The following is a 21,522-nucleotide window of genomic DNA, read 5'->3' as shown; positions in this document are numbered from 1 at the left end:
GCGGCTATTTTACCCATCAACGGGGGGGAGGCAATCAGTGTTTACACAGGAGCTGCTCCAGTTCGCTTAATGACGCTACGGTCCAGGTCGGCTGAATGCCCGCTGGCTGCTCGCGGTGGTGCGTATTTAGCCAGCAGGTGGATAGCCCGGCGTTAATGCCGCCAAGAATATCGGACTCTGCGGTGTCACCCACCATCAGCACGCGAGAACGGTCAGGATTACCCGCCTGCTCCAGCGCATGGTCAAAAATACGGGGGTCGGGTTTTGCCACCCCAACCTGCTCAGAAATCACCAGCAGGTCGAAATAGTCGCGCAGCCCCGTCCGCTCAAGGCGGATTTGCTGCAACGCGGTAAAGCCGTTAGTAATGATGCCGATTTTCGTTTTATCACGAATCGCATTGAGCAGAGAAACCGCCCCCGGCAACGGTGAGCAGATCTCCGCCATCGCATTGATGAATGCGTCATTAAGCTGGCCCGGTTCAACCTTCAGGCGTTCGGCCCAGCTCTGAAAACGGGCATGCTGCAGTTGTAATGAGGTAATCGCGCCGTTTTGGTAATCCACCCACAGCGGTTTATTCACGGCCTGGTAGTCCTGAAAATCTTCAGCGGTAAAGGTAATGCTATAGTCGAGAAACATCCGCTGTAAGCCGGTAAACGAGTCAAACGTAAACAGCGTTTCGTCGGCATCAAAGAAAATCCAGTCCCACTTCTTCATCATTACACCTTATCTTACATGCTGATTGGCAACGCCATGATGATGGCGTCTTCGTGACCATCGGCCGTTGGATAGTAGTTGCGACGGATCGTCGCCTCGTTAAAGCCTAAGCTTTCGTACAGCGCGATAGCGGCCGCATTCGAGGCGCGCACTTCAAGCCACAGGGTCAAAATGCCACGCTTTTCCAGCTCATCGATCAGATGCTCCAGCAGCTCACGCCCCAGGCCCCGGCGCTGAAAGTCAGGATCGACGGCGATATTGAACAACGTCGCTTCATCCAGTACGACCTGCGTAATTGCAAAGGCGGCCATCACGTCGTCAACCCTCAACTGAAAATTGAGGTAGCGATCGCCCTGGTTGCTGGCAAATGTTTTTTCACTCCACGGAAAAGCGTGGGCGCGTTTTTCAATCTGAAATGCTGCGGGTAAATCAGTCGGCTCGAGGGAAGAAATCGTGTTCATATGCGCAGATTTGTTGCCATAACGCGGCGCGTGCCGCTGGGTTTTCCCGTAATTCATTAAACGCAGGACTCTCGACCTGAGCGCCCTCCAGCAGCAGCGGCTCTTCGGTTCCCAGCCGCCAGCTATTACAGCGACTGCCTTGCGGCAGCATGGCGACACGGTCAGGCGTCAGTTGTAAAACCTGATCCGGGCTAACGGTTAATGCGCGTAAAATATCGCTGATCAACGGTTCGGTTAGCGCGGGTAACTGTGCAGCAACCATCACCAAACGGACATGCGCAGGAATGGAAATCGCGATCTCGCCCTGCAGTGCGCCAGGACGACGCAACGACCACTGCGTAATGCCCAGTTGCTGTAACTGCCAGTCTCGTCGGGATGTCATAGCGAAACACTCCTGTCTATCAGGGGCGCAAATATAGCAAATTTGTCGAATCCGTGCCATCAAACAACTATAATCCCCCGCTGTACAATTTAAGGAGCATTCCATGTCTGCTTTTACCCCGGCAAGTGAAGTCTTGCTGCGCCACAGTGATGATTTCGAACAAAGCCGTATTCTGTTTGCCGGTGATTTGCAGGATGACCTGCCTGCCCATTTTGAAAGCGCCGCCAGCCGTGCGCACACCCAGCAACTTCACCACTGGCAGGTGCTTAACCGCCAGATGGGCAACAACGTCCGCTTCAGCCTCGTCGCGCAGGCCGATGACGTTGCCGATAGCGATACGCTGATCTACTACTGGCCGAAGAATAAGCCGGAAGCCCAGTTCCAGTTGATGAACATTCTGTCGCTGTTACCGGTGGGCACCGATATTTTTGTTGTCGGTGAGAATCGCAGCGGTGTACGTAGCGCAGAGCAGATGCTGGCCGAATACGCACCGTTAAACAAAGTCGACAGCGCACGTCGCTGTGGCCTGTACCACGGTCGTCTGGAAAAACAGCCGGTCTTTGATGCAGAAAAATACTGGGATGAATACCAGACAGAAAATCTGACCATCAAAACGCTGCCGGGCGTCTTCAGCCGTGACGGCCTGGATGTTGGCAGCCAACTGCTGCTCTCCACGCTGACGCCGCACACCAAAGGCAAAGTGCTGGATGTCGGCTGTGGCGCAGGCGTTCTCTCCGTCGCCTTAGCCAGCCACTCGCCGAAAGTGCGCTTAACCCTGTGCGATGTTAGCGCCGCCGCCGTTGAAGCCAGCCGCGCAACGCTTGCAGCCAACGGCATTGAAGGTGACGTCATCGCCAGTAACGTCTTTTCTGACGTGACGGGTCGATTTGATATGATCATCTCCAACCCGCCGTTCCACGACGGTATGCAGACCAGCCTTGATGCAGCACAAACGCTGATTCGCGGAGCCGTGCGTCATCTGAACAGCGGTGGTGAACTGCGTATTGTGGCGAACGCCTTCCTGCCTTATCCGAAGGTACTGGATGAAGTGTTTGGCTTCCACGAAGTTATCGCGCAGACCGGGCGCTTCAAGGTCTATCGCACCATAATGACGCGTCAGGCGAAAAAAGCCTAACTGCTCCAGGCCAGATAAGGCGTTTACGCCGCCATCCGGCGTGACACCGAGCAACGCCGGATGGCGCTATCGCTTATCCGGCCTGCATAAAACACCAAAGCCGAAGAAACGCCTTTTTTTTCGGCAATCACGTTAAGTTCGATAATTAACAGTTGACGCCCTGCATAAAATCTCTAAAATCCGCCCCCGTGGTAACGATACTTTTTGAGTGTCGATGGTATGCGAAGGTGGCGGAATTGGTAGACGCGCTAGCTTCAGGTGTTAGTGTCCTTTCGGACGTGGGGGTTCAAGTCCCCCCCCTCGCACCATAATCCACGTTGATATTGCTCGCACTGGGCGAAGGTGGCGGAATTGGTAGACGCGCTAGCTTCAGGTGTTAGTGTCCTTAGGATGTGGGGGTTCGAGTCCCCCCCCTCGCACCAACGAGGCGATATCAAAAAAATAAGATGACTGTGCGAAGGTGGCGGAATTGGTAGACGCGCTAGCTTCAGGTGTTAGTGTCCTTAGGATGTGGGGGTTCGAGTCCCCCCCCTCGCACCAATTATCTTATTTCCCTCTCGATTTCCTTCTCTGTTTTGTTCATCCCTGATTCCAGTTCATCATTACCAAAACAATGCCACCAATCAGTGCCGCGCATGAAGGTAACAAAACAAAGTGCCGTAAACGTTTGTGGTACAGCATGAGCGAAGTCAGCAGTAATCCTAATACAATCATCACCTTCCATACGTAGACCGACAGGTCGCTATATGCCATCCCGGCAATCAGCATTCCCGGCAGCAGAACACCCCATCCACTGCCCAGCGTACGTTGCAACATGATTTCACCTATGGCATTGATAATGATAACCAATATCATATGATAAAGTTTCTCATTTGTCAGCCGTGAAGCACTATCAATTATATGAGTTTTACTTAACGATTGATGACATGAATAATCCAAGGTGATAAATTGCTCACCGGTTAGCTCTTCAACTAAAAACAATAAAAACCTCTGCGAATGATACCCCGTTCGTTATTTGTTTTATTTACCAACACACCTTCGTACATTGCAGATAACTAACAATATTTACCTATGACAGTACAATCCTGGCGAACTCTGCGCACAAAAAAATACCAACTCTCTTTACGACTGTTTCTACTGCTCAACGCAGTCTCCGCGCTGTTTACGCTTTTTTTCCCTCTGTTTGCGGTCAAAGCCTTATCAGTACCGGCGTTGCTGATGCTGGTGATGAGTACACTGCTGCTGGTATGGCATGGGAAATACGCGGATAAAAGAATTAATCTCCCTTTTATTTCAATCGTTTTTGGCTTGTTATGGGCGTTACATATATTCTTGAAATATAACGCTCTAGGTCAGAATGATTATTATTTCCTGTTAATAGCGCTGCTCAGCGTACTGTTTATTGGCTCTATCGCTTTTGCCAATAATATCATCGCGTTTACGCTCCACTCACTCCCCTCCGTCGCCGTTTGTTTATGGCTTAACGGCAGCGAACATGGTTTGCGGATTTTCTATTTTATGGCGCTGCCTATGGCCGGTATCGCCATCCAGCATGTGATACAAAAGCGCTACGATGGATTCGCTCAGCAACTGATGTACAAACTGCTGGAGGAGAGGGAAACCCTGAACGGGCTCAGCATGCTCGACCCGCTAACCGGTTTGTATAATCGCCGGGGGCTGCAACACCGGCTCGATACGCTGTTGGCTCTGAGTAATTCGAGGCACTTCGTTCTGCTGTTGGATATCGACCATTTCAAATCCTATAACGATCATTACGGACATATGATGGGCGACCAGGCGTTGATCCGTGTTTCTGCCGCCATCCGAGACTCCGTACGCTCCCGGGATGTGGTGGCGCGTTTTGGCGGTGAAGAATTTATGATTTTGCTGACCGCGGTCGATCCACAGCAGGCCCAGGCTGCCGCCGAACGTATCCGCCAGAAAGTGTACGACCTTAAAATCCCTCACATGTTTAATGAGAGCGTGGCAACCAACGTAACCGTCAGTATCGGCATTGCACCTCTGGTAGAACAGGATATTGATGCTGCTATCGCCAAAGCGGATAAAGCCCTTTACGAGGCCAAGAATCTTGGGCGTAACAATACCCTGGTCAGCGATGAGCTGCGGGTAAACTGCCCCTCTACCTGAGCTTTCTGTGCGCTGCCGCTCGGGATGGCGACAAAGATCTTGCCATCGCTCAATGTCAATTATAGGATTAGCAATCATTATCATTAATATTAACATCCTTATATCGACATGGCTTATCGTTCCGCACCGATCGTTGAAGATGTCATCTGGCGTAGCCATCTCCCCTCAGAGATGCCCTCGCTGGCTGCTGCCGTACGCGCAACGATAGCCAAAACTCGCGAGCACCTGCTGGACTTCATTCGTCTTGACGAAACGCCTGTGCCAGGTGCAATGACGCTGCATGAATGGACACAACCGGCGATGCTTAGCTCGTTGCTGGCCGTTTATTCAGACCATATCTATCGCAACCAGCCCACGCTACCCCGCGAAAATAAGCCCCTGATTTCTCTTTGGGCGCAATGGTATATCGGCCTGATGATGCCTCCGTTAATGGTGGCTCTGCTGACGCAAAAAGAGGCTATCGACATCTCTCCTGAACATATGCGCATAGAGTTTCACGAAACGGGCCGAGCGGCCTGCTTCTGGATCGACGTCCATCAGGATCACCAGGCAACAGCTCTGTCCCCTCAACAACGCATGGAAACGCTGATTCTCTCAGCGCTGACGCCGGTTGTGCAGGCGCTGGAAGCGACGGGCGAGATCAACGCGAAGCTTATCTGGAGCAACACCGGATATTTAATTCACTGGTATTTAACGGAAATGAAGCCGTTGCTAGGTGAGGAACTGCTGACCACGCTGCGCCAGACCTGCTTTTTTGAGAAACAACTCTCCTGCGGTCAGGATAACCCTCTGTGGCGAACCGTTGTTCCGCGTGAGGGGCTGTTAGTACGCAAAACCTGCTGCCAACGCTATCGCCTGCCTGACGTTCAGCAATGCGGAGACTGCACGCTGAAGTAAGCGAGGAGCCGTAGCCCCTCGCCAGATATTTATGCAACCTGCTGGTTTTCCTCTTCCATACGCTGCGCCTCTTCTTTTTCCTGCGCCAATAGCTGCTTTTCGTAGACTTTAAAGAACGGGAAGTAGATAACGGCCGACACCAGCGCCAACAGCACCACCAGGATAGCCGCACGATAATCCCAGCCTAATGCCCATGCCGCGCCAACCGGTGCCGGTGCGGTCCAGGGAACCACTGAAATGACCCGCCCAATTAAATCCAGTTTCATCGCCGCCCAGGCCAGTACCGCATTCACCATTGGGGCCAGCAGGAAAGGGATAAAAAACACCGGGTTCATGACAATCGGCGTACCAAAAATCACCGGTTCGTTAATATTAAAAATGCTGGGGACTACGCTCAGACGCCCAATCGAGCGTAGATGAGCCGAACGACTACGCAGATAGCAAATCACCAACCCCATCGTTGCGCCTGACCCACCGACCACAATAAAGAACGTCCAGAACGCTTCCATAAAGATATGCGGTAACGGCGCGCCCTGCGCCAGCGCCGACTGGTTCATTCCAAGATTAGTTAGCCAGAACATTTGCAGCATTCCCGACACAATTGCCGCGCCGTGAATACCCGCAAACCACAATAGGTGGCCAATCAATACCGCCAGAAGTATCGCCGGCAGAGAATCTGCAGCCGACACCAGTGGTTTAAAGATGGCCATAATGGCCTGCGGGATCAGCATGTCAAACTGCGACTGTATCACCAGACTCAGCGGGTAAAGCGTCAGTACTACCACCAGCACCGGGATCAGCAGATCGAAAGAGTTTTTGATCATCGGCGGCACCTGATCGGGTAAACGGATGCCGATGTTGTGCGCCTTCAGGAAGCGCATCATTTCAACACAGTAAATGGCCACCAGGATGGCGGTGAAAATCCCCGTTCCTCCCAGGCTATCAACCGGCATTGTGCCTTTGGTTTTTGGCGCGGCAATCAGCAAAAAAGCCATGATTGATAGCATCGCACACATAAACGGATCTAACTGATGCGACTTCACATAGTGCTTACCCAGGTTATAAGCAATAGCCGCACATATGTAGACCGACATAATCCCCATCGTCATATCAAACGGTGTGAGGATTTGGCCTTCAAACTGTTTTGCCAGATCCAGCCACGCGCGGGCGAATCCCCAGGTGGTATCCGGAGAAAACGGCGGATAGGCAAAAACCAGCAGAAAAGAGCCTACAATCATAAAAGGCATCGCCGAAATAAAACCGTCGCGAATGGCCATTACATGTCGTTGCGAAGAGATGCGCCCGGCGACAGGACTAACGTAATTTTCAACAAAACGGAAAATCACGTTAAACACAGCATGGTTAGTAGACATAGCCGTTCTCCCGTTGTGCAAAACCCTGCAACGGTGCTGGCATCAACACCGCCACCACGTAAAGCCCATTACCACTTTTCGCAACCGTGCCGGGAGGAACACCAGCGCTACCGCTTTTCGAGTTAAGTTTCATAGATGGCTCTTATTATGTGATACAGAGGAAGTGACAACTTCAGTATTAATCGTCATTTCAGCATTCTGCAACCGGTTACTGTAACCGGTTTCTTTGATTGTGAAGAAGATCGAAAAACTGTTAATGTTGCTATGTTGTTACAATAAAATATTTACAGTGTGGTTGCCCCTATGACAAATTACATCCTGCAGTTTTCTGCTGTGCAGGGCTATCTGTAAGCGATAGGGAGAGAAGAATGAGTTTGCAATCAGTACGCCAATTCCTGGCGCAACATGCACCAGATATCGAGATCATCGAATTAAACCAGAGCACAGCAACCGTTGATCTGGCAGCAAAAGCCCATAACGTTGAACCTGGCCAAATAGCGAAAACACTTTCGCTAAAGGTGAAGAACGATATCATCCTGGTCGTAGCAAAAGGCGATGCCCGACTGGATAATAAAAAGCTAAAGAGTACGTTCGGTGCCAAAGCCCGAATGTTAAGTAGTGATGAGGTCGTGAACGCGACGGGGCACCCCGTTGGCGGCGTTTGCCCCTTCGGATTAGAAACACCGATATCAGTGTACTGTGATGTTTCTCTGAAACACTACGCTGAAGTGCTGCCTGCCGCAGGTGCCATCCACAGCGCGGTTCGCATCACGCCTGAAAGGATGGCTGAACTGACTTCTGCCACCTGGGTTGACGTGTGTCAGTAATGTTTCACACGCTAAACCGGCGGCCAAACCCAGCAAGAAACACGTCAACGTTGCCCGTCACGAAACCGCCTGCATAAAAGGCGCTGGCTCTCCAGCACGCAGATACAGCAGGATATCGGCCGCATCCAGTAACCCGGCATCCGAGCTGACCCCCAGTTTGGACATCACATTAAATTTGTGTGCCCGAATGGTTTTGATGTTCCGTTCAAGCTGAACAGCAATCTGTGGCATCGAATAACCATTCGACATAAAGCGCAGTATTTCTCGTTCTGTCGGACTGAGCATACGGCTTTGATTAATATACCAATGGTTTTTCGTGCCTTCGGTTCCCCGGCCAGGGCTGCTTAACGCCGTAAATAACGCGTCCTGCAACACCGTTAACGAAGAAGCTTTACTCACAACGCCATCTAACGGCAAGGGGGACAGAGAACCAATTAAACGCGCTTCAGCGTCATCATCGGCAATCACCACACGGCGAATCCGCGGATAATTTATCGCCAGCTCCGTTAAATAGGCCAACCCTGCTCTACGATCGGTTCTGATTGCAGAGAGGGAAAAAATAACTGCCGAAAACGACATCTTTAACATTGCCTGGCTAAAAGCGGGCTGGTTTGAAAAGAGATGAAGTTTATATTGGTCATCCGGTATGGTATTAAATAAACTCTTAATACCCACGCTGCTCATCGTGCACTTTTCTACCAGTGCAACGTTTCTTTTGATGATTCTGCTTTCCATTCCGTGGTTTCTCCATAAACTGAAGGTAAATTAAGTTCTCGCGATCCTTGAGAACTATTTATCCAGGCATACATTTCTGCATTGCTATTTATCGACAAGCGACGCATAGCGCTATTCTTTTGGGCACTTATTGTTTTATTGCTTTTTTTCAGCAACGCCGCAATCTGGTTAATCCCCCAGCCTTTCCCAAGGAGGCGCAATACTTTTCTTTCAGAGAGAGTGAGAACAATAGATCGTGCGCTATGGTCTAATAATTGCGGCATAGCAGGCGGAGAGAGCAGTGCCTTGCTTATTCTCTCTGCTCGTGTATTTTCCGCGTGAATGACATTCACTAAACTTTCAATCGGCTCGGCGTCAGAGAGCAGCGAACTGACAGGACACATCAGTAGTTCAACCGCCAGAGGATAAAAGATACGAGATACGAGAAATACCCAGTGAATATCACGATATTGAGATAATAAAGAATAATATTGCTCGCAGACTGAACGAGGATAATTGCAGTCTCCGGTTAAATCAGCAATCACCAAATCAGCACACCGTAGCTGTAATAACGTCAGTTCTTCAACAGAACGACAGTAGGTAAGTTCGTAATCGGAGAACTTTCCCTGCATTATACCTTTAAGACCAGTTTGTATAATCGGTGATTTACTAATAATAATTGCGTTTTTGCAGCGTCCTGGCAACATATCCCCTCCACACTCACCAGTCCGCAATCGTACTTAATTAAATCTTCCCAGGTGGATTAATAATCTTAACTCACAGGAAAATACTCCGAACAATAAGCGGGGTGAATTGTTATCCTTGGTATTTATTTCAAAAAGTATTGACGGCACCATCCAAATAGCGCCAAATTCTAAGCTATTATTGCACAATTACGTATAAATACATTATCTGTACAATTATAATAACTACAATAGATCGTTAGCATGGCTTACGTATTTGCCATCCGGGAAAATAACGCTACATTTCAATCATGTCTCCCCCTCGTACCTTAGCGAACGGGGGCGTTAAGATACCGCAACCGTATCACCTGTGTCTTTTTTCGACACAAAGATTGATCTTAGCCAGAGCCAGCGGGCTCATGCTTCATGATAAAAAGAAGACATTCGTCACTCAAAGAGATCCTTTTCAGTCAGAGCGAGCCATGCAAACAGAGCAGTCGTCACAGCGAACGGTTACACGGTTATGTATTCAATGCGGACTTTTTTTACTTCAGCATGGGGCAGAAAGCGCTCTGGTTGACGAGTTATCCACCCGACTCGGGCTGGCACTTGGCATGGATAGCGTAGAAAGCGCCATCTCCTCTAACGCTATCGTCCTGACCACCATTAAAGACGGGCAATGCCTGACATCAACGCGAAAAAATCAGGATCGCGGCATTAATATGCACGTCGTGACGGAAGTGCAGCACATTGTCATTTTGGCGGAACATAAACTGCTGGATATTAAAGGGGTAGAGAAACGCTTTAGCCAGATTAAGCCGCTACGCTATCCAAGATGGCTGGTCGCCTTCATGGTCGGCTTGTCCTGCGCCTGCTTTTGTAAGCTCAATAACGGCGGATGGGATGGTGCGGTGATCACTTTTTTCGCCAGTATGGTGGCAATGTATATCCGTCAGATTCTGGCATCCCGGCATTTGCACCCACAAATTAACTTTTGCATCACCGCGTTTGTGGCGACAACGATTTCTGGTCTGCTGCTGACGCTACCGACGTTTAACCACACCCCGACCATCGCCATGGCTGCCAGCGTGCTGCTGCTGGTTCCAGGCTTTCCGCTGATCAACTCCGTCGCGGATATGTTTAAGGGACACATTAATACCGGGCTCGCCCGCTGGGCAATTGCCAGTTTGCTTACACTGGCGACCTGCATTGGCGTGGTCATGTCGATGACCTTATGGGGGCTGCGCGGATGGGCGTGATCGATTTCATGTTGGCGTTAATGCAGGACATGATCCTGTCGGCGATCCCGGCAGTAGGATTTGCCATGGTATTTAATGTCCCTCATCGGGCGCTCCCCTGGTGTGCGTTACTCGGCGCGCTCGGTCACGGTTCGCGAATGGCAATGATGAGCGCAGGGTTTAATATCGAATGGTCAACCTTTATGGCATCGCTGCTGGTCGGCTGCATTGGGATCCAGTGGTCGCGTTGGTATCTGGCGCATCCGAAAGTCTTTACCGTTGCGGCAGTGATCCCGATGTTTCCTGGGATCTCCGCCTACACCGCCATGATCTCGGCGGTAAAAATCGGCCATTTTGGCTACAGCGAAGCGCTGATGATCACCCTGCTGACCAATTTCCTGAAAGCCTCATCAATTGTCGGCGCGCTCTCCATCGGACTATCCGTGCCAGGGTTATGGCTGTATCGCAAACGCCCACGCGTTTGACGGTGCACTTTCTTTAATGCCATGCAGAGAGGGGAATCTCCCCCCTCATCTGCTGCTCTCCTTCTTCTCTGTGTTACTATAAAAGCAGTCCCCTTCTCGGTTGTTGTTCAGTATTGAGAAACATTATGCCCTGCAAAATTTTGACGCCAGACGTCACTAGCATTGACGCCTTACTACACGATCACCACGCCGTGCTGGCCAGGTCTGCGGGTGGCGCCGTAGCCGTATTCGCTAACAATGCGCCAGCGTTTTACGCGGTGACGCCTGCGAGACTGGCTGAGCTGTTGGCGCTTGAGGAGAAACTGTCACGCCCGGGAAGCGATGTGACATTAGATGATCAATTTTATGAAGAGCCGCAAGCTGCTCCCGTTGCCGTACCAATGGGGAAATTTGCGATGTACGCTGCCTGGCAGCCTGATGCCGACTTTCAGCGTCAGGCCGCTTTATGGGGCGTAGCGTTGAGAGAGCCGGTTACTGCTGAAGAACTGGCCTCATTTGTTGCCTACTGGCAGGCTGAAGGAAAAGTCTTTCACCATATTCAGTGGCAGCAAAAACTGGCGCGCAGCATTCAGATTGGACGGGCCAGCAATGGCGGAATGCCAAAGCGCGATGTGAACAGCGTCAGTGAACCTGACAGCCACATTCCACCGGGTTTTAGAGGATAACGATGAAAAACGTTGGCGACCTGATGAAACGTCTGCAAAAAATGATGCCACCTAATGTCGAGCCCGCCTTTAAAACGGGCGAAGAGCTGCTGGCATGGCAAAAAGAGCAAGGTGAAATTCGTGCCGCAGCGCTGGCCCGCGAAAACCGGGCTATGAAAATGCAGCGCACATTCAACCGTTCCGGTATCCGCCCGCTGCATCAGAACTGTTCGTTCGAAAACTATCGGGTAGAGTGCGAAGGTCAGATGAACGCCCTGAGCAAAGCCCGCCAGTATGTTGAAGAGTTTGACGGCAACATCGCCAGCTTTATCTTCTCCGGCAAACCCGGCACCGGCAAAAACCATTTAGCCGCCGCCATCTGCAACGAACTGCTGCTGCGTGGTAAGTCAGTGTTGATCATTACCGTGGCCGATATAATGTCGGCGATGAAAGAAACGTTCAGTAATCGTGAAACCAGCGAAGAACAGCTGCTCAACGATCTGAGCAATGTGGATCTGCTGGTGATCGACGAGATCGGCATGCAGACCGAATCCCGCTATGAAAAAGTGATCATTAACCAGATTGTCGATCGCCGTTCGTCCTCAAAACGTCCGACCGGTATGTTAACTAACAGCAATATGGATGAAATGAACAAGCTGCTCGGCGAGCGCGTGATGGATCGTATGCGCCTTGGCAACAGCCTGTGGGTCATTTTTAACTGGGAAAGCTACCGTAGTCGGGTCACCGGTAAAGAGTATTAACGTATTAGGACCACTCCTAAGACCGCCAGCGCTATACTGCGCTGAAAAGGCATAACACGAGTTGCATATAATGATGAAAACTACCAAACGTCTGCTGTGCTGTGCGCTTGCCGCCAGCACGCTCATCTCTACCAGCGTTTTCGCCGCCTCCTGGCAGGATTCGCTCTCCAGCGCGGCCAGTGAGCTGAGCAAACAAAGCTCCGGCTCGCAAAGCAGCTCGTCGCTCTCTTCCCTGACCAGCCTGCTGAATGGCAGCAATCAGTCGTTGACCTCCAGCAGCATGAATAACGCCGCCGGGATCCTGGAATATTGCGCGAAACAGAAGCTGGCCTCGGTCACCGACACGCAAAACGTCAAAAACCAGGTGCTGGATAAACTGGGGCTCAGTGCTCCTGAGCAGAAGCAAGACACCAACTATATGGACGGGATTCAGGGTCTGCTCAACGCCAAAGATGGTCAACAGCTGGACCTGAACACGATTGGCAACAGCTCGCTGGCGAAGCAGGTAAAAACCAAGGCCTGCGATCTGGTGTTAAAACAGGGCATGAACTTCATTTCCTGACGCACGACATGCCGCGTATAACCTGCGCGGCATCTATTTATTTTCGACAATACATTCACATTCCAAATAAACAGTATTTCCCCACAAAAACGCGCATAACTAAACCAATTCTGAATAACAACGTAATTTAATGTCACTACAATTGCAGCAATGTAACAACGCTATTACATTGTTCTCTCACCAAATGATTAGCCTGCCAGGCAATTGCCCGGTTTACTGAGGATCGACCGTTGTCAGAATTAATCTCCATCACTCTGTTTCTCGCTTCAGTGCTGATTTATGCCTGGAAAGCGGGTCGCAACACCTGGTGGTTTGCCGCCACGTTAACGGTGCTGGGGATTTTTATTGTCTTGAATATCACGCTGTACGCCAGTGACTATTTCACCGGCGACGGGATCAATGACGCGGTTCTGTACACGCTGACCAACAGCCTGACCGGTGCAGGTATCGGCAAATATATCCTGCCGGGCGTTGGGATCGCGCTGGCGCTGACGACCGTTTTTGTCGCTCTCGGCTGGGTTCTGCGCCGCCGTCGCCATCACCCGCATCACGTGGGTTACAGTCTGCTGGCCCTGCTGCTGGCGCTGGCCTCCGTTGACGCCAGCCCAGCGTTTCACCAGATAACCGAACTGGTGAAGTCGCAGTCACGCGATGGCGACCCGGATTTCCCGACGTATTATAAAGAGCCATCAAAAACCATTCCCAACCCGAAGCTGAACCTGGTTTATATCTACGGCGAAAGCCTCGAACGCACCTATTTTAATAACGACGCATTCCCGGATCTGACCCCGGAACTCGGCGCGTTGAAAAACGAAGGTCTGGATTTCAGCAACACCATGCAGCTGCCGGGTACGGATTACACCATCGCGGGCATGGTCGCCTCCCAGTGCGGTATTCCGCTGTTTGCGCCGTTTGAAGGCAACGCCTCTGCGTCTGTTTCAAGTTTCTTCCCTAACAATATTTGTCTGGGCGATATCCTGAAAAACTCCGGCTATCAGAACTACTTTGTGCAGGGTGCCAACCTGCGCTTTGCTGGCAAAGACGTGTTCCTGAAATCTCACGGCTTTGACCATCTGTATGGTGCGGAAGAGTTAAAAAGCGTGGTGGCGGACCCGACCTATCGTAACGACTGGGGCTTCTACGACGATACCGTGCTGGACGAAGCGTGGAAAAAATTCGAAGAGCTTTCGCGCTCGGGCCAGCGTTTTTCACTGTTTACCCTGACCGTGGATACCCATCATCCGGATGGTTTTATCTCCCGTAGCTGCAACCGTAAACGTTATGACATCGACGGGAAGGCCAACCAATCGTTCAGCGCGGTCAGCTGCAGCCAGGAAAACATTGCCGAATTTATCAATAAAATCAAAGCATCGCCGTGGTTTAAAGATACCGTTATCGTGGTGTCTTCCGATCATCTGGCGATGAACAACACCGCATGGAAGTATCTGAACAAGCAGGACCGCAACAACCTGTTCTTCGTGCTGCGCGGCGATCAACCGCAACAGGACACGCTGGCGGTGAAACGTAACACGATGGATAACGGCGCAACGGTACTGGATATTCTCGGCGGCGATAACTTTATCGGCCTTGGCCGCAGCAGCTTGTCGAGCGAATCCGTGTCGGAAGTGTTCCTGAACATCAAAGAAAAAATGCTGGCGTGGAAGCCCGATATCATTCGCCTGTGGAATTTCCCGAAAGAGATGAAAGAGTTCACCGTCGACCAGGACAAAAATATGATCTCTTTCTCCGGCAGTCATTTCCGCCTGCCGCTGCTGCTGCGCGTATCGGACAAACGCGTCGAGCCGCTGCCGGAAAGCGAATACTCGGCCCCGCTGCGCTTCCAACTGGCAGATTTCGCCCCACGCGATAACTTCGTCTGGGTCGATCGCTGCTACAAAATGGCGCAACTGTGGGCGCCGGAGCTGGCGCTTTCTACCGACTGGTGCGTATCACAGGGGCAGTTGGGCGGGCAGCAAATCGTACAGCACGTCGATAAAGCTAAGTGGAAAAGTAAAACCGTATTTAAAGACACGGTGATCGACATGGAGCGCTATAAAGGTAACGTCGATACGCTGAAAATTGTCGATAATGACATTCGCTACAAAGCAGATAGCTTCGTTTTCAACGTGGCGGGCGCGCCGGAAGAGGTCAAACAGTTTAGCGGTATTTCACGCCCCGAATCCTGGGGACGCTGGTCCAATGCGCAGCTCAGCGAAGAAGTAACGATTGAGTACAAAGCCCCGCTACCGAAGAAATTCGATCTGGTCATTACCGCGAAAGCCTTCGGCGACAATGCTAATCGCCCTATTCCCGTGCGCGTTGGCAACGAGGAACAGACGCTGGTGTTAGGCCATGACGTCACCACCACCATCTTACATTTTGATAACCCGGCTGATGCCGATACGCTGGTAATTGTTCCACCCGATCCGGTCGCCACCAACGAGGGCAATATTCTCGGTCACTCACCGCGTAAGTTGGGGATCGGAATGGTTGAAATCAAAGTCGTGGCTCAGGGTTCGTAACATGATAGGTCTGATAGCGCTTTGCTTATCAGACCTATCGTTAACCGAATGTATTGTCTGAAAAAAAACAGCGCCCAACACCACACCGGGCGCTGCATGGCAACCTTATTCCAGACCTTTCACCGTCTGGCGCATACCCTGCACCAGAATCATCTCCAGATTGGCCGTGACCTGCCCGGCAAGGCCAGGTAACAACGTCAAATCCTCTCCCCAGTGCGCCGCATCGCCAAGCACGGCATCCACCAGTTCACGCAGCGTTAAATCATTGCCAACTCGCGGCCACAGGCTGGCATAGAGGCTTACCCACTGCTCATCATCCTGTATTGGATAGCGTTCCCCGTCGCGTTCTGCACGATAAAACGCCAGCAGCGCAGCGAGGGCAAACGTTAACCGCACGGGCCAGCGCCCATTGTGCTGACCCGCCAGCAGCTGCGGCAAAATTCGGGTGCGGAATTTGGTCATCCCATTAAGCGCAATGGAAAACAACTGGTGGCGAATGTAGGGGTTCTGAAAACGCCCGCTCACCGCGTCGGCAAATTCACGCAATTCGTCCGCCGGGAGATCCAACACCGGAATAATCTCCTCACTAATCGCTCTTTCGACAAAGCGGCGGACATCAGCATCCTGCATCGCCTCACCAACGGTCTCCAGCCCGCACAGCCACGCGACCGGCACCAGAGCCGTATGCGCACCATTGAGGATAGCGACCTTGCGCTCTTTGTACGGTTTGATATCGCTCACCACCCGGATATTCAGCGGACACTGCGCCAGCTTCAGCTCCTCTGCCAGCCACTGCGGCCCCTGGATCACAAACAGGTAAAAATGCTCCGCGGCATCGAGAAATGCATCGTGATAGCCTAGCGTAGCCTCCAGCGCAGCGGCTTCTTCACGCGGATAGCCGGTGACAATACGGTCGACCAGCGTGGAACAGAACGTGTTTGCCGTCTCCACCCAGTCGGCAAATGCCGGAGGAAGTTGCCACTCCTGCGCATACCGCAGCACCAGCGTTTTGAGCGCCTCACCGTTATAGTCGATAAGCTCGCACGGGATAATTACCCAGCCCTTATCCACCGCGCCCGCAAAGTGGTTAAAGCGCTCCAGCAGCAGGCGTGTCAGCTTGGCCGGAAAACTCACCGGCGGCGCGTCATCCACACGGTCCGCTGCGTGATAGCTAATTCCGGCTTCGGTGGTATTCGAAAACACAAAACGGATGTCCGCATTGTGCGCCAGCGCCAGATACGCCGCGAAATCCTGATACGGATTGATTTCGTTATTCACCGAACGGATAAGCCGCGCCTCACTCACCGCCTCGCCCTGCTCGTTTAGCCCGCGAATAAGCGTGGTATACAGCCCGTCCTGGGTATTCAGCGACGGCGGAAAATCGGTATTGATCGGGCGAACGATGGTCACGCCAGCGTTCAGATCGGTTTGCTCGTTGAGGATATCCAGTTGCCAGTCAACAAACGCCCGCAGGAAGTTTCCTTCACCAAACTGGATCACGCGCGTTGGGTAGCTGGCCCCCGGAAAATCACGTCGATTCAATGTCTTCATCGCATTTCCCCTCTCAGAACGTGATCACGCCTTTAATCAGCTCACGGTTGTTAATCACATCCCGTTCGTAGATTTCTGCCAGTGTGGCAAACGCGTAACGGTGCGTAAGCATCATGTCAGCGGTCAGTTTGCCTTCCGACATCAAACGGCCCACTTTGGCGAAATCTTCCGGCGTGGCGTTGCGACTGCCCATCATGGTGGTCTCTTTCTTGTGGAACTCAGGGTCAGAGAACTGCAAATCGCCTTTGAACAGCCCAACGAAAACGATGCTGCCGCCATGACGAATCAAATTCACCGTGTTGTTCATCGCATGCTGATTCCCCGTGGCATCAATAACCTTTTGCGCCAACGAACCGCCAAACTGAGCGCGCAGCTGCGCATCAAAATCTTCAGCGGATGGGTCGATAACCGGGAGTCCCAACCGGGAAGACACGTGCTCCCGGCGTGCTGGACTGGTATCGGCGACCACCACCTGTGCGCCATCGGCTTTGGCAATCGCTGCCGCCCCCAGACCAATCGGACCCGCACCGACCACCAGTACCTGCTCACCCGGAGCCACCGCCGCCCGGCGTACCGCATGGGCGCTGATGGCATAAGGCTCAATCAGCGCCGCCGCCTGTGGGTCAATCCCCTGCGCATCCAGCAGGTTGGTCACCGGAACGGACAGATATTCACTGAAACCGCCATCCTGGTGCACGCCAATCACTGAAATCTTCTCGCAGCAGTTGGTGCGCCCGCTCAGGCATGCCGGACACTGCTGGCAGGCCACGTAAGGAATAACCGCCACCTGCTGACCATTTTTCAGATTCTGTATATTCTTACCCAGACCGACAATTTCCCCACATATTTCATGCCCTAATACACGCGGGTAGCTGAAAAAAGGTTGATTGCCACCCCAGGCATGAATATCGGTACCACAAATTCCTACCGACTTAATTTTAATTAATGCTTCACCCTCACCCGGAATAGGTATTTCGCGCTCTTTCCAGACTAATTTTTTAGGTTCCTGGCAAATCAACGTATTCATCGTAGACATGATTCTGCTCTCCTGTTTTTTTGTTGCCTCAGATATCAACGAAAATAAAAAAGACGGAGAAAGCAGAAACACAATCTGTGAATCCCAGCGCATAAAAATGTTTTAAATCGGGTTTTAATAGATAAAAAGGAGAAGCCATGAGCCGTTCGCAGAACTTACGCCACAATGTGATTAACCAGATAATCGATGATATGGCGCGTGGTCATATCCCTTCCCCACTCCCCTCACAAAGCGCACTGGCGGAGATGTACAACATCAGCCGCACCACCGTGCGCCATATGCTGAGCCACTTATGCGAGTGCGGCGTTCTGACCCAGGTCGGCAGCCACTACGTCATCGTGCGAAAACCCGACCATGACGATGGTTTTGCCTGCACCACCGCCTCCATGACCGAGCAAAACCGGATTTTTGAACAGGCGTTTTTCACCATGATCAACCAGCGACAGCTGCGTGCAGGCGAGAGCTTCTCCGAACTGCAGCTTGCCAGAGCTGCAGGCGTCAGCCCGGTGGTAGTACGGGAATATCTTTTAAAATTCGAACGTTACAACCTGATTAAAAACGAAAAACGCGGTCAGTGGAGCATGAAGCAGTTCGATCAGGCCTATGCGGAACAGCTGTTTGAACTCAGAGAGATGCTGGAAACGCATTCTCTGCAGCATTTCCTCAATCTGCCTGACGATGACCCGCGTTGGTTGCAGGCTAAAACGCTGCTGGAGCGCCATCGGATCCTACGCGACAGCATTGGCAGCAGCTTTCGCATGTTCTCGCAGTTAGATCGTGAGTTCCATGCTTTGCTACTCTCTGCTGCCGATAATGTATTTTTTAATCAATCACTTGAAATCATCTCCGTGATTTTCCACTTCCACTATCAGTGGGATGAGAGCGACCTCAAGCAGCGTAACATCATTGCCATTGATGAGCATATGACCATCCTCAGCGCGCTAATATGTCGCAGCGACCTGGATGCCACCCTCGCGCTCTGTAACCATTTGAATTCAGCCAAACAATCGATGATTCGCTCCATCAACCAGGGTTGTAACGTCGCTCATTAAGTACCGATAAAAAACAGCAAATCATTACCGGGAGCACGATTTTATAAAAATAAAAACGCCTGAAAAATACCTCTTGCCTATGCTCACGCTAAGTCGACTGCATTAAAAACTTTTGTGAGCAGTGATGAGCAAATTGATTCATCACTGGTATTTTTTCAATACTGCACAGTCCTGCTGTGTGAAAAATAAATTATTGAGGTTCAGGAGTCCGGCGTGGAAAAAAATAATATTACCCTCGACCCAAGTTCTTCGTTTGGCACGTCGTCATCTGCGGATATTAATGTTCCGCCTGAGGGCATGGTGCAACGCAGTAGCCGAATTAAACGTATCCAGACCACAGCAATGATTTTATTATTTTTTGCTGCGGTGATTAATTACCTCGACCGCAGCTCACTGTCGGTCGCCAACTTAACGATTCGTGAAGAACTGGGGTTGAGCGCCACGCAAATCGGCGTGCTGCTGTCGGTATTCTCTCTTGCTTACGGTATTGCGCAACTGCCCTGCGGTCCGCTGCTGGATCGCAAAGGTCCGCGCATTATGCTGGGACTGGGGATGTTCTTCTGGTCGCTGTTTCAGGCACTATCCGGCATGGTGCACAGCTTCACCCAGTTTGTGTTGGTGCGTATCGGGATGGGGATCGGCGAAGCGCCAATGAACCCGTGCGGCGTAAAGGTCATCAACGACTGGTTTAACATCAAAGAGCGCGGCCGCCCGATGGGATTATTCAACGCCGCCTCCACCATCGGGGTTGCCATTAGCCCGCCGATTCTGGCTGCCATGATGCTGGTAATGGGCTGGCGCTGGATGTTCATCACCATTGGCGTGCTGGGTATTTTCCTCGCCATCGGCTGGTACATGCTGTATCGCAACCGCGAGCAAATTGAGCTGAGCGCTACGGAACAAGCGTACCTGAACGCCGGTAGCGTCAATGCCCGCCGCGATCCGCTGAGCTTTGCCGAATGGCGCAGCCTGTTCCGCAACCGTACCATGTGGGGCATGATGCTGGGCTTTAGCGGCATCAACTATACCGCATGGCTATACCTGGCCTGGCTGCCGGGCTACCTGCAAACCTCCTACAACCTGGATTTAAAAAGCACCGGATTAATGGCGGCGATCCCGTTCCTGTTTGGCGCAGCCGGCATGCTAATTAACGGTTTTGTCACCGACTGGCTGGTGAAAGGCGGTATGGCGCCGATTAAGAGCCGTAAGATTTGTATTATCGCCGGGATGTTCTGCTCCGCAGCCTTCACCTTCGTCGTGCCGCAGGCCACAACGTCAATGGCCGCCGTGTTACTGATCGGTATGGCGCTGTTCTGTATCCACTTCGCAGGTACCTCGTGCTGGGGTCTGATCCACGTCGCCGTCGCCTCACGTATGACCGCTTCCGTGGGCAGTATCCAGAACTTTGCCAGCTTTATCTGCGCGTCGTTCGCACCGATCGTCACCGGTTTTATAGTTGATACCACCAACTCTTTCCGCCTGGCGCTGATCATCTGCGGCTGCGTCACCATGGTGGGTGCCCTCGCCTACATCTTCCTGGTTCGCCAACCCATCAGCGATCCGCGTAAAGATTAATCCTCCAGATGCCCGATAACACCACGTTTATCGGGCATGTTATGCTCCTCGTATGAACATCACCTTGCGCGCCACTACCCTGGCAGATACTGCCGCTCTTCCCGCCATCGAACGATCTGCGGGGCAACGTTTTTTACTCATCCCCGAACTGGCGTGGATTGCTGAAGACCAGATTTTATCGGCTGCTCAGCATCAGGCTTTTGCCGCCGCAGGCATGAGCTGGCTGGCGCAGGTCGATGCGCTTCCGGTCGGTTTTTTGGTTGCCGAAACGCTGGGGTCATCGCTGTTTATTGCTGAACTGTCGCTGCATCTGGAGTGGCAGGGAAAAGGAATTGGCCGCAGATTGATTGAGTATGTTGCCGAACAGGCGCGCAAGAAAGGTTACACGTCGCTCACGCTGACCACCTTCCGCGATGTGCCGTGGAATGTGCCATGGTACGCGCGACTGGGATTTGAAATACTGGCTGACGAGACGCTGCCTGCAAAGTTGCGCCAGAAAAGAGAAGAGGAAGCAGCGCATGGACTGGCATTTGAATCGCGCTGCGCCATGCATCTGATGTTGCGCTAATTGCCCGATGGCGGCTACGCCTTATCGGGCCTACGTAACATTTCCGGTAAGCCCGATAAGCGGCAGCACCATCCGGCAACCACGTATCTTTCCCCGTAGGCCGGATAAACGACAGCGCCATCCGGCAACCACGTAACTTTCCCGTAGGCCGGATAAGCGACAGCGCCATCCGGCAACCACGTAACTTTCCCGT

At 52.0% G+C, this 21,522-nt stretch carries 23 protein-coding genes and 3 tRNA genes; 16 read left to right on the top strand and 10 right to left on the bottom strand.

Annotated elements, in window-relative coordinates; translation table 11 throughout:
• Positions 1-34: 34 nt before the first annotated feature.
• From yjjG to holD, 3 genes are read right to left on the bottom strand one after another with little or no spacing between them, the layout of a single operon-like run.
• A complete protein-coding gene (yjjG, locus tag OGX92_RS10310; RefSeq protein WP_008786125.1) occupies positions 35-715 on the bottom strand; it encodes a pyrimidine 5'-nucleotidase in 681 nt (226 codons plus the stop codon).
• Positions 716-729: 14 nt separating this feature from the next.
• A complete protein-coding gene (rimI, locus tag OGX92_RS10305) occupies positions 730-1,176 on the bottom strand; it encodes a ribosomal protein S18-alanine N-acetyltransferase (protein ID WP_003829985.1) in 447 nt (148 codons plus the stop codon).
• Entirely contained in the window at positions 1,145-1,558 is a 414-nt protein-coding gene (holD, locus tag OGX92_RS10300; protein WP_003829988.1) for a DNA polymerase III subunit psi, read from the bottom strand. The genes rimI and holD overlap by 32 nt, the downstream gene beginning before the upstream one ends.
• A 103-nt stretch (positions 1,559-1,661) precedes the next feature.
• Here holD and rsmC point away from each other — a divergent pair, with 103 nt between their 5' ends.
• The 4 genes from rsmC to OGX92_RS10280 all read left to right on the top strand — a co-directional run bounded on the left by rsmC (position 1,662) and on the right by OGX92_RS10280 (position 3,233).
• The gene (gene rsmC / locus OGX92_RS10295) at positions 1,662-2,693 is read left to right on the top strand and encodes a 16S rRNA (guanine(1207)-N(2))-methyltransferase RsmC (RefSeq protein WP_063941071.1); all 1,032 of its coding nucleotides are present in this window, start codon (positions 1,662-1,664) and stop codon (positions 2,691-2,693) included.
• Positions 2,694-2,914: 221 nt separating this feature from the next.
• Positions 2,915-3,001 (top strand) — tRNA-Leu (locus tag OGX92_RS10290).
• A gap of 28 nt (positions 3,002-3,029) precedes the next feature.
• Positions 3,030-3,115: transfer RNA gene (locus OGX92_RS10285), tRNA-Leu, on the top strand.
• Positions 3,116-3,147: 32 nt separating this feature from the next.
• Positions 3,148-3,233, top strand: a tRNA-Leu gene (locus tag OGX92_RS10280).
• A 39-nt stretch (positions 3,234-3,272) separates the two neighbouring features.
• On the opposite strand, the gene OGX92_RS10275 is transcribed toward OGX92_RS10280, so the two are convergent.
• Complete coding sequence (locus OGX92_RS10275; protein ID WP_003019100.1) at positions 3,273-3,509, bottom strand: DUF1435 domain-containing protein; 237 nt, start codon at positions 3,507-3,509, stop codon at positions 3,273-3,275.
• Between the two features lie 255 nt (positions 3,510-3,764).
• On the opposite strand from OGX92_RS10275, the gene OGX92_RS10270 reads away from it, so the two are divergent.
• On the top strand, positions 3,765-4,841 hold the full coding sequence (locus tag OGX92_RS10270) for a GGDEF domain-containing protein (protein WP_003829994.1): 1,077 nt from the start codon (positions 3,765-3,767) through the stop codon (positions 4,839-4,841).
• A gap of 108 nt (positions 4,842-4,949) precedes the next feature.
• Complete coding sequence (gene fhuF / locus OGX92_RS10265) at positions 4,950-5,738, top strand: siderophore-iron reductase FhuF (RefSeq protein ID WP_286586514.1); 789 nt, start codon at positions 4,950-4,952, stop codon at positions 5,736-5,738.
• A gap of 29 nt (positions 5,739-5,767) precedes the next feature.
• Here the strand turns inward: fhuF and OGX92_RS10260 are convergent, their stop codons facing one another.
• Entirely contained in the window at positions 5,768-7,111 is a 1,344-nt protein-coding gene (locus OGX92_RS10260) for a PTS cellobiose transporter subunit IIC (protein WP_003829998.1), read from the bottom strand.
• Positions 7,101-7,244, bottom strand: coding sequence for a hypothetical protein (locus tag OGX92_RS10255; protein ID WP_003829999.1), 144 nt, complete (start codon positions 7,242-7,244; stop codon positions 7,101-7,103). Before OGX92_RS10255 ends, OGX92_RS10260 begins: the two co-directional genes overlap by 11 nt.
• A 235-nt stretch (positions 7,245-7,479) precedes the next feature.
• On the opposite strand from OGX92_RS10255, the gene OGX92_RS10250 reads away from it, so the two are divergent.
• A complete protein-coding gene (locus tag OGX92_RS10250) occupies positions 7,480-7,938 on the top strand; it encodes a YbaK/EbsC family protein (protein WP_003830001.1) in 459 nt (152 codons plus the stop codon).
• A 57-nt stretch (positions 7,939-7,995) separates the two neighbouring features.
• Here OGX92_RS10250 and bglJ read toward each other — a convergent pair whose 3' ends face one another.
• Positions 7,996-8,673, bottom strand: coding sequence for a DNA-binding transcriptional activator BglJ (gene bglJ / locus OGX92_RS10245; RefSeq protein ID WP_003830003.1), 678 nt, complete (start codon positions 8,671-8,673; stop codon positions 7,996-7,998).
• Entirely contained in the window at positions 8,634-9,359 is a 726-nt protein-coding gene (locus OGX92_RS10240; RefSeq protein WP_286586513.1) for a helix-turn-helix transcriptional regulator, read from the bottom strand. The genes bglJ and OGX92_RS10240 overlap by 40 nt, the downstream gene beginning before the upstream one ends.
• A gap of 458 nt (positions 9,360-9,817) precedes the next feature.
• Here OGX92_RS10240 and OGX92_RS10235 point away from each other — a divergent pair, with 458 nt between their 5' ends.
• The 6 genes from OGX92_RS10235 to opgB all read left to right on the top strand — a co-directional run bounded on the left by OGX92_RS10235 (position 9,818) and on the right by opgB (position 15,547).
• Positions 9,818-10,594: a threonine/serine exporter family protein gene (locus OGX92_RS10235; protein WP_003830006.1), complete on the top strand. Its 777-nt coding sequence runs from the start codon at positions 9,818-9,820 to the stop codon at positions 10,592-10,594.
• Positions 10,585-11,058: a threonine/serine exporter gene (locus OGX92_RS10230; protein WP_003830008.1), complete on the top strand. Its 474-nt coding sequence runs from the start codon at positions 10,585-10,587 to the stop codon at positions 11,056-11,058. Before OGX92_RS10235 ends, OGX92_RS10230 begins: the two co-directional genes overlap by 10 nt.
• A 125-nt stretch (positions 11,059-11,183) precedes the next feature.
• Positions 11,184-11,723, top strand: coding sequence for a primosomal protein DnaT (gene dnaT, locus OGX92_RS10225; protein ID WP_003830011.1), 540 nt, complete (start codon positions 11,184-11,186; stop codon positions 11,721-11,723).
• Positions 11,724-11,725: 2 nt separating this feature from the next.
• Positions 11,726-12,463, top strand: a complete 738-nt coding sequence (gene dnaC / locus OGX92_RS10220) for a replicative helicase loader DnaC (RefSeq protein WP_003019133.1) — start codon at positions 11,726-11,728, stop codon at positions 12,461-12,463.
• Between the two features lie 70 nt (positions 12,464-12,533).
• Positions 12,534-13,025 (top strand): YjjA family protein, encoded by a 492-nt coding sequence (locus OGX92_RS10215; protein WP_003830016.1) that lies wholly within the window; start codon positions 12,534-12,536, stop codon positions 13,023-13,025.
• Between the two features lie 230 nt (positions 13,026-13,255).
• Complete coding sequence (gene opgB, locus OGX92_RS10210) at positions 13,256-15,547, top strand: phosphatidylglycerol--membrane-oligosaccharide glycerophosphotransferase (protein WP_149335427.1); 2,292 nt, start codon at positions 13,256-13,258, stop codon at positions 15,545-15,547.
• A gap of 105 nt (positions 15,548-15,652) precedes the next feature.
• On the opposite strand, the gene OGX92_RS10205 is transcribed toward opgB, so the two are convergent.
• Positions 15,653-17,098, bottom strand: coding sequence for a tagaturonate reductase (locus tag OGX92_RS10205; RefSeq protein ID WP_286586512.1), 1,446 nt, complete (start codon positions 17,096-17,098; stop codon positions 15,653-15,655).
• Positions 17,099-17,111: 13 nt separating this feature from the next.
• Positions 17,112-18,134 (bottom strand): zinc-binding alcohol dehydrogenase family protein, encoded by a 1,023-nt coding sequence (locus OGX92_RS10200; RefSeq protein ID WP_032942306.1) that lies wholly within the window; start codon positions 18,132-18,134, stop codon positions 17,112-17,114.
• Between the two features lie 137 nt (positions 18,135-18,271).
• On the opposite strand from OGX92_RS10200, the gene OGX92_RS10195 reads away from it, so the two are divergent.
• The 3 genes from OGX92_RS10195 to OGX92_RS10185 all read left to right on the top strand — a co-directional run bounded on the left by OGX92_RS10195 (position 18,272) and on the right by OGX92_RS10185 (position 21,329).
• Positions 18,272-19,186, top strand: a complete 915-nt coding sequence (locus OGX92_RS10195; protein WP_286586510.1) for a GntR family transcriptional regulator — start codon at positions 18,272-18,274, stop codon at positions 19,184-19,186.
• Positions 19,187-19,399: 213 nt separating this feature from the next.
• Positions 19,400-20,761 (top strand): MFS transporter, encoded by a 1,362-nt coding sequence (locus tag OGX92_RS10190; RefSeq protein ID WP_003830025.1) that lies wholly within the window; start codon positions 19,400-19,402, stop codon positions 20,759-20,761.
• A gap of 52 nt (positions 20,762-20,813) precedes the next feature.
• Positions 20,814-21,329 (top strand): GNAT family N-acetyltransferase, encoded by a 516-nt coding sequence (locus tag OGX92_RS10185; protein ID WP_063941064.1) that lies wholly within the window; start codon positions 20,814-20,816, stop codon positions 21,327-21,329.
• Positions 21,330-21,522 lie beyond the last annotated feature (193 nt).

This window comes from Citrobacter sp. Cpo089, assembly GCF_030332695.1.
Classification (GTDB): domain Bacteria; phylum Pseudomonadota; class Gammaproteobacteria; order Enterobacterales; family Enterobacteriaceae; genus Citrobacter; species Citrobacter portucalensis.
The sequence above is the reverse complement of the archived record's forward strand: the minus strand, read 5'-3'. Positions and strand labels throughout refer to the sequence as shown.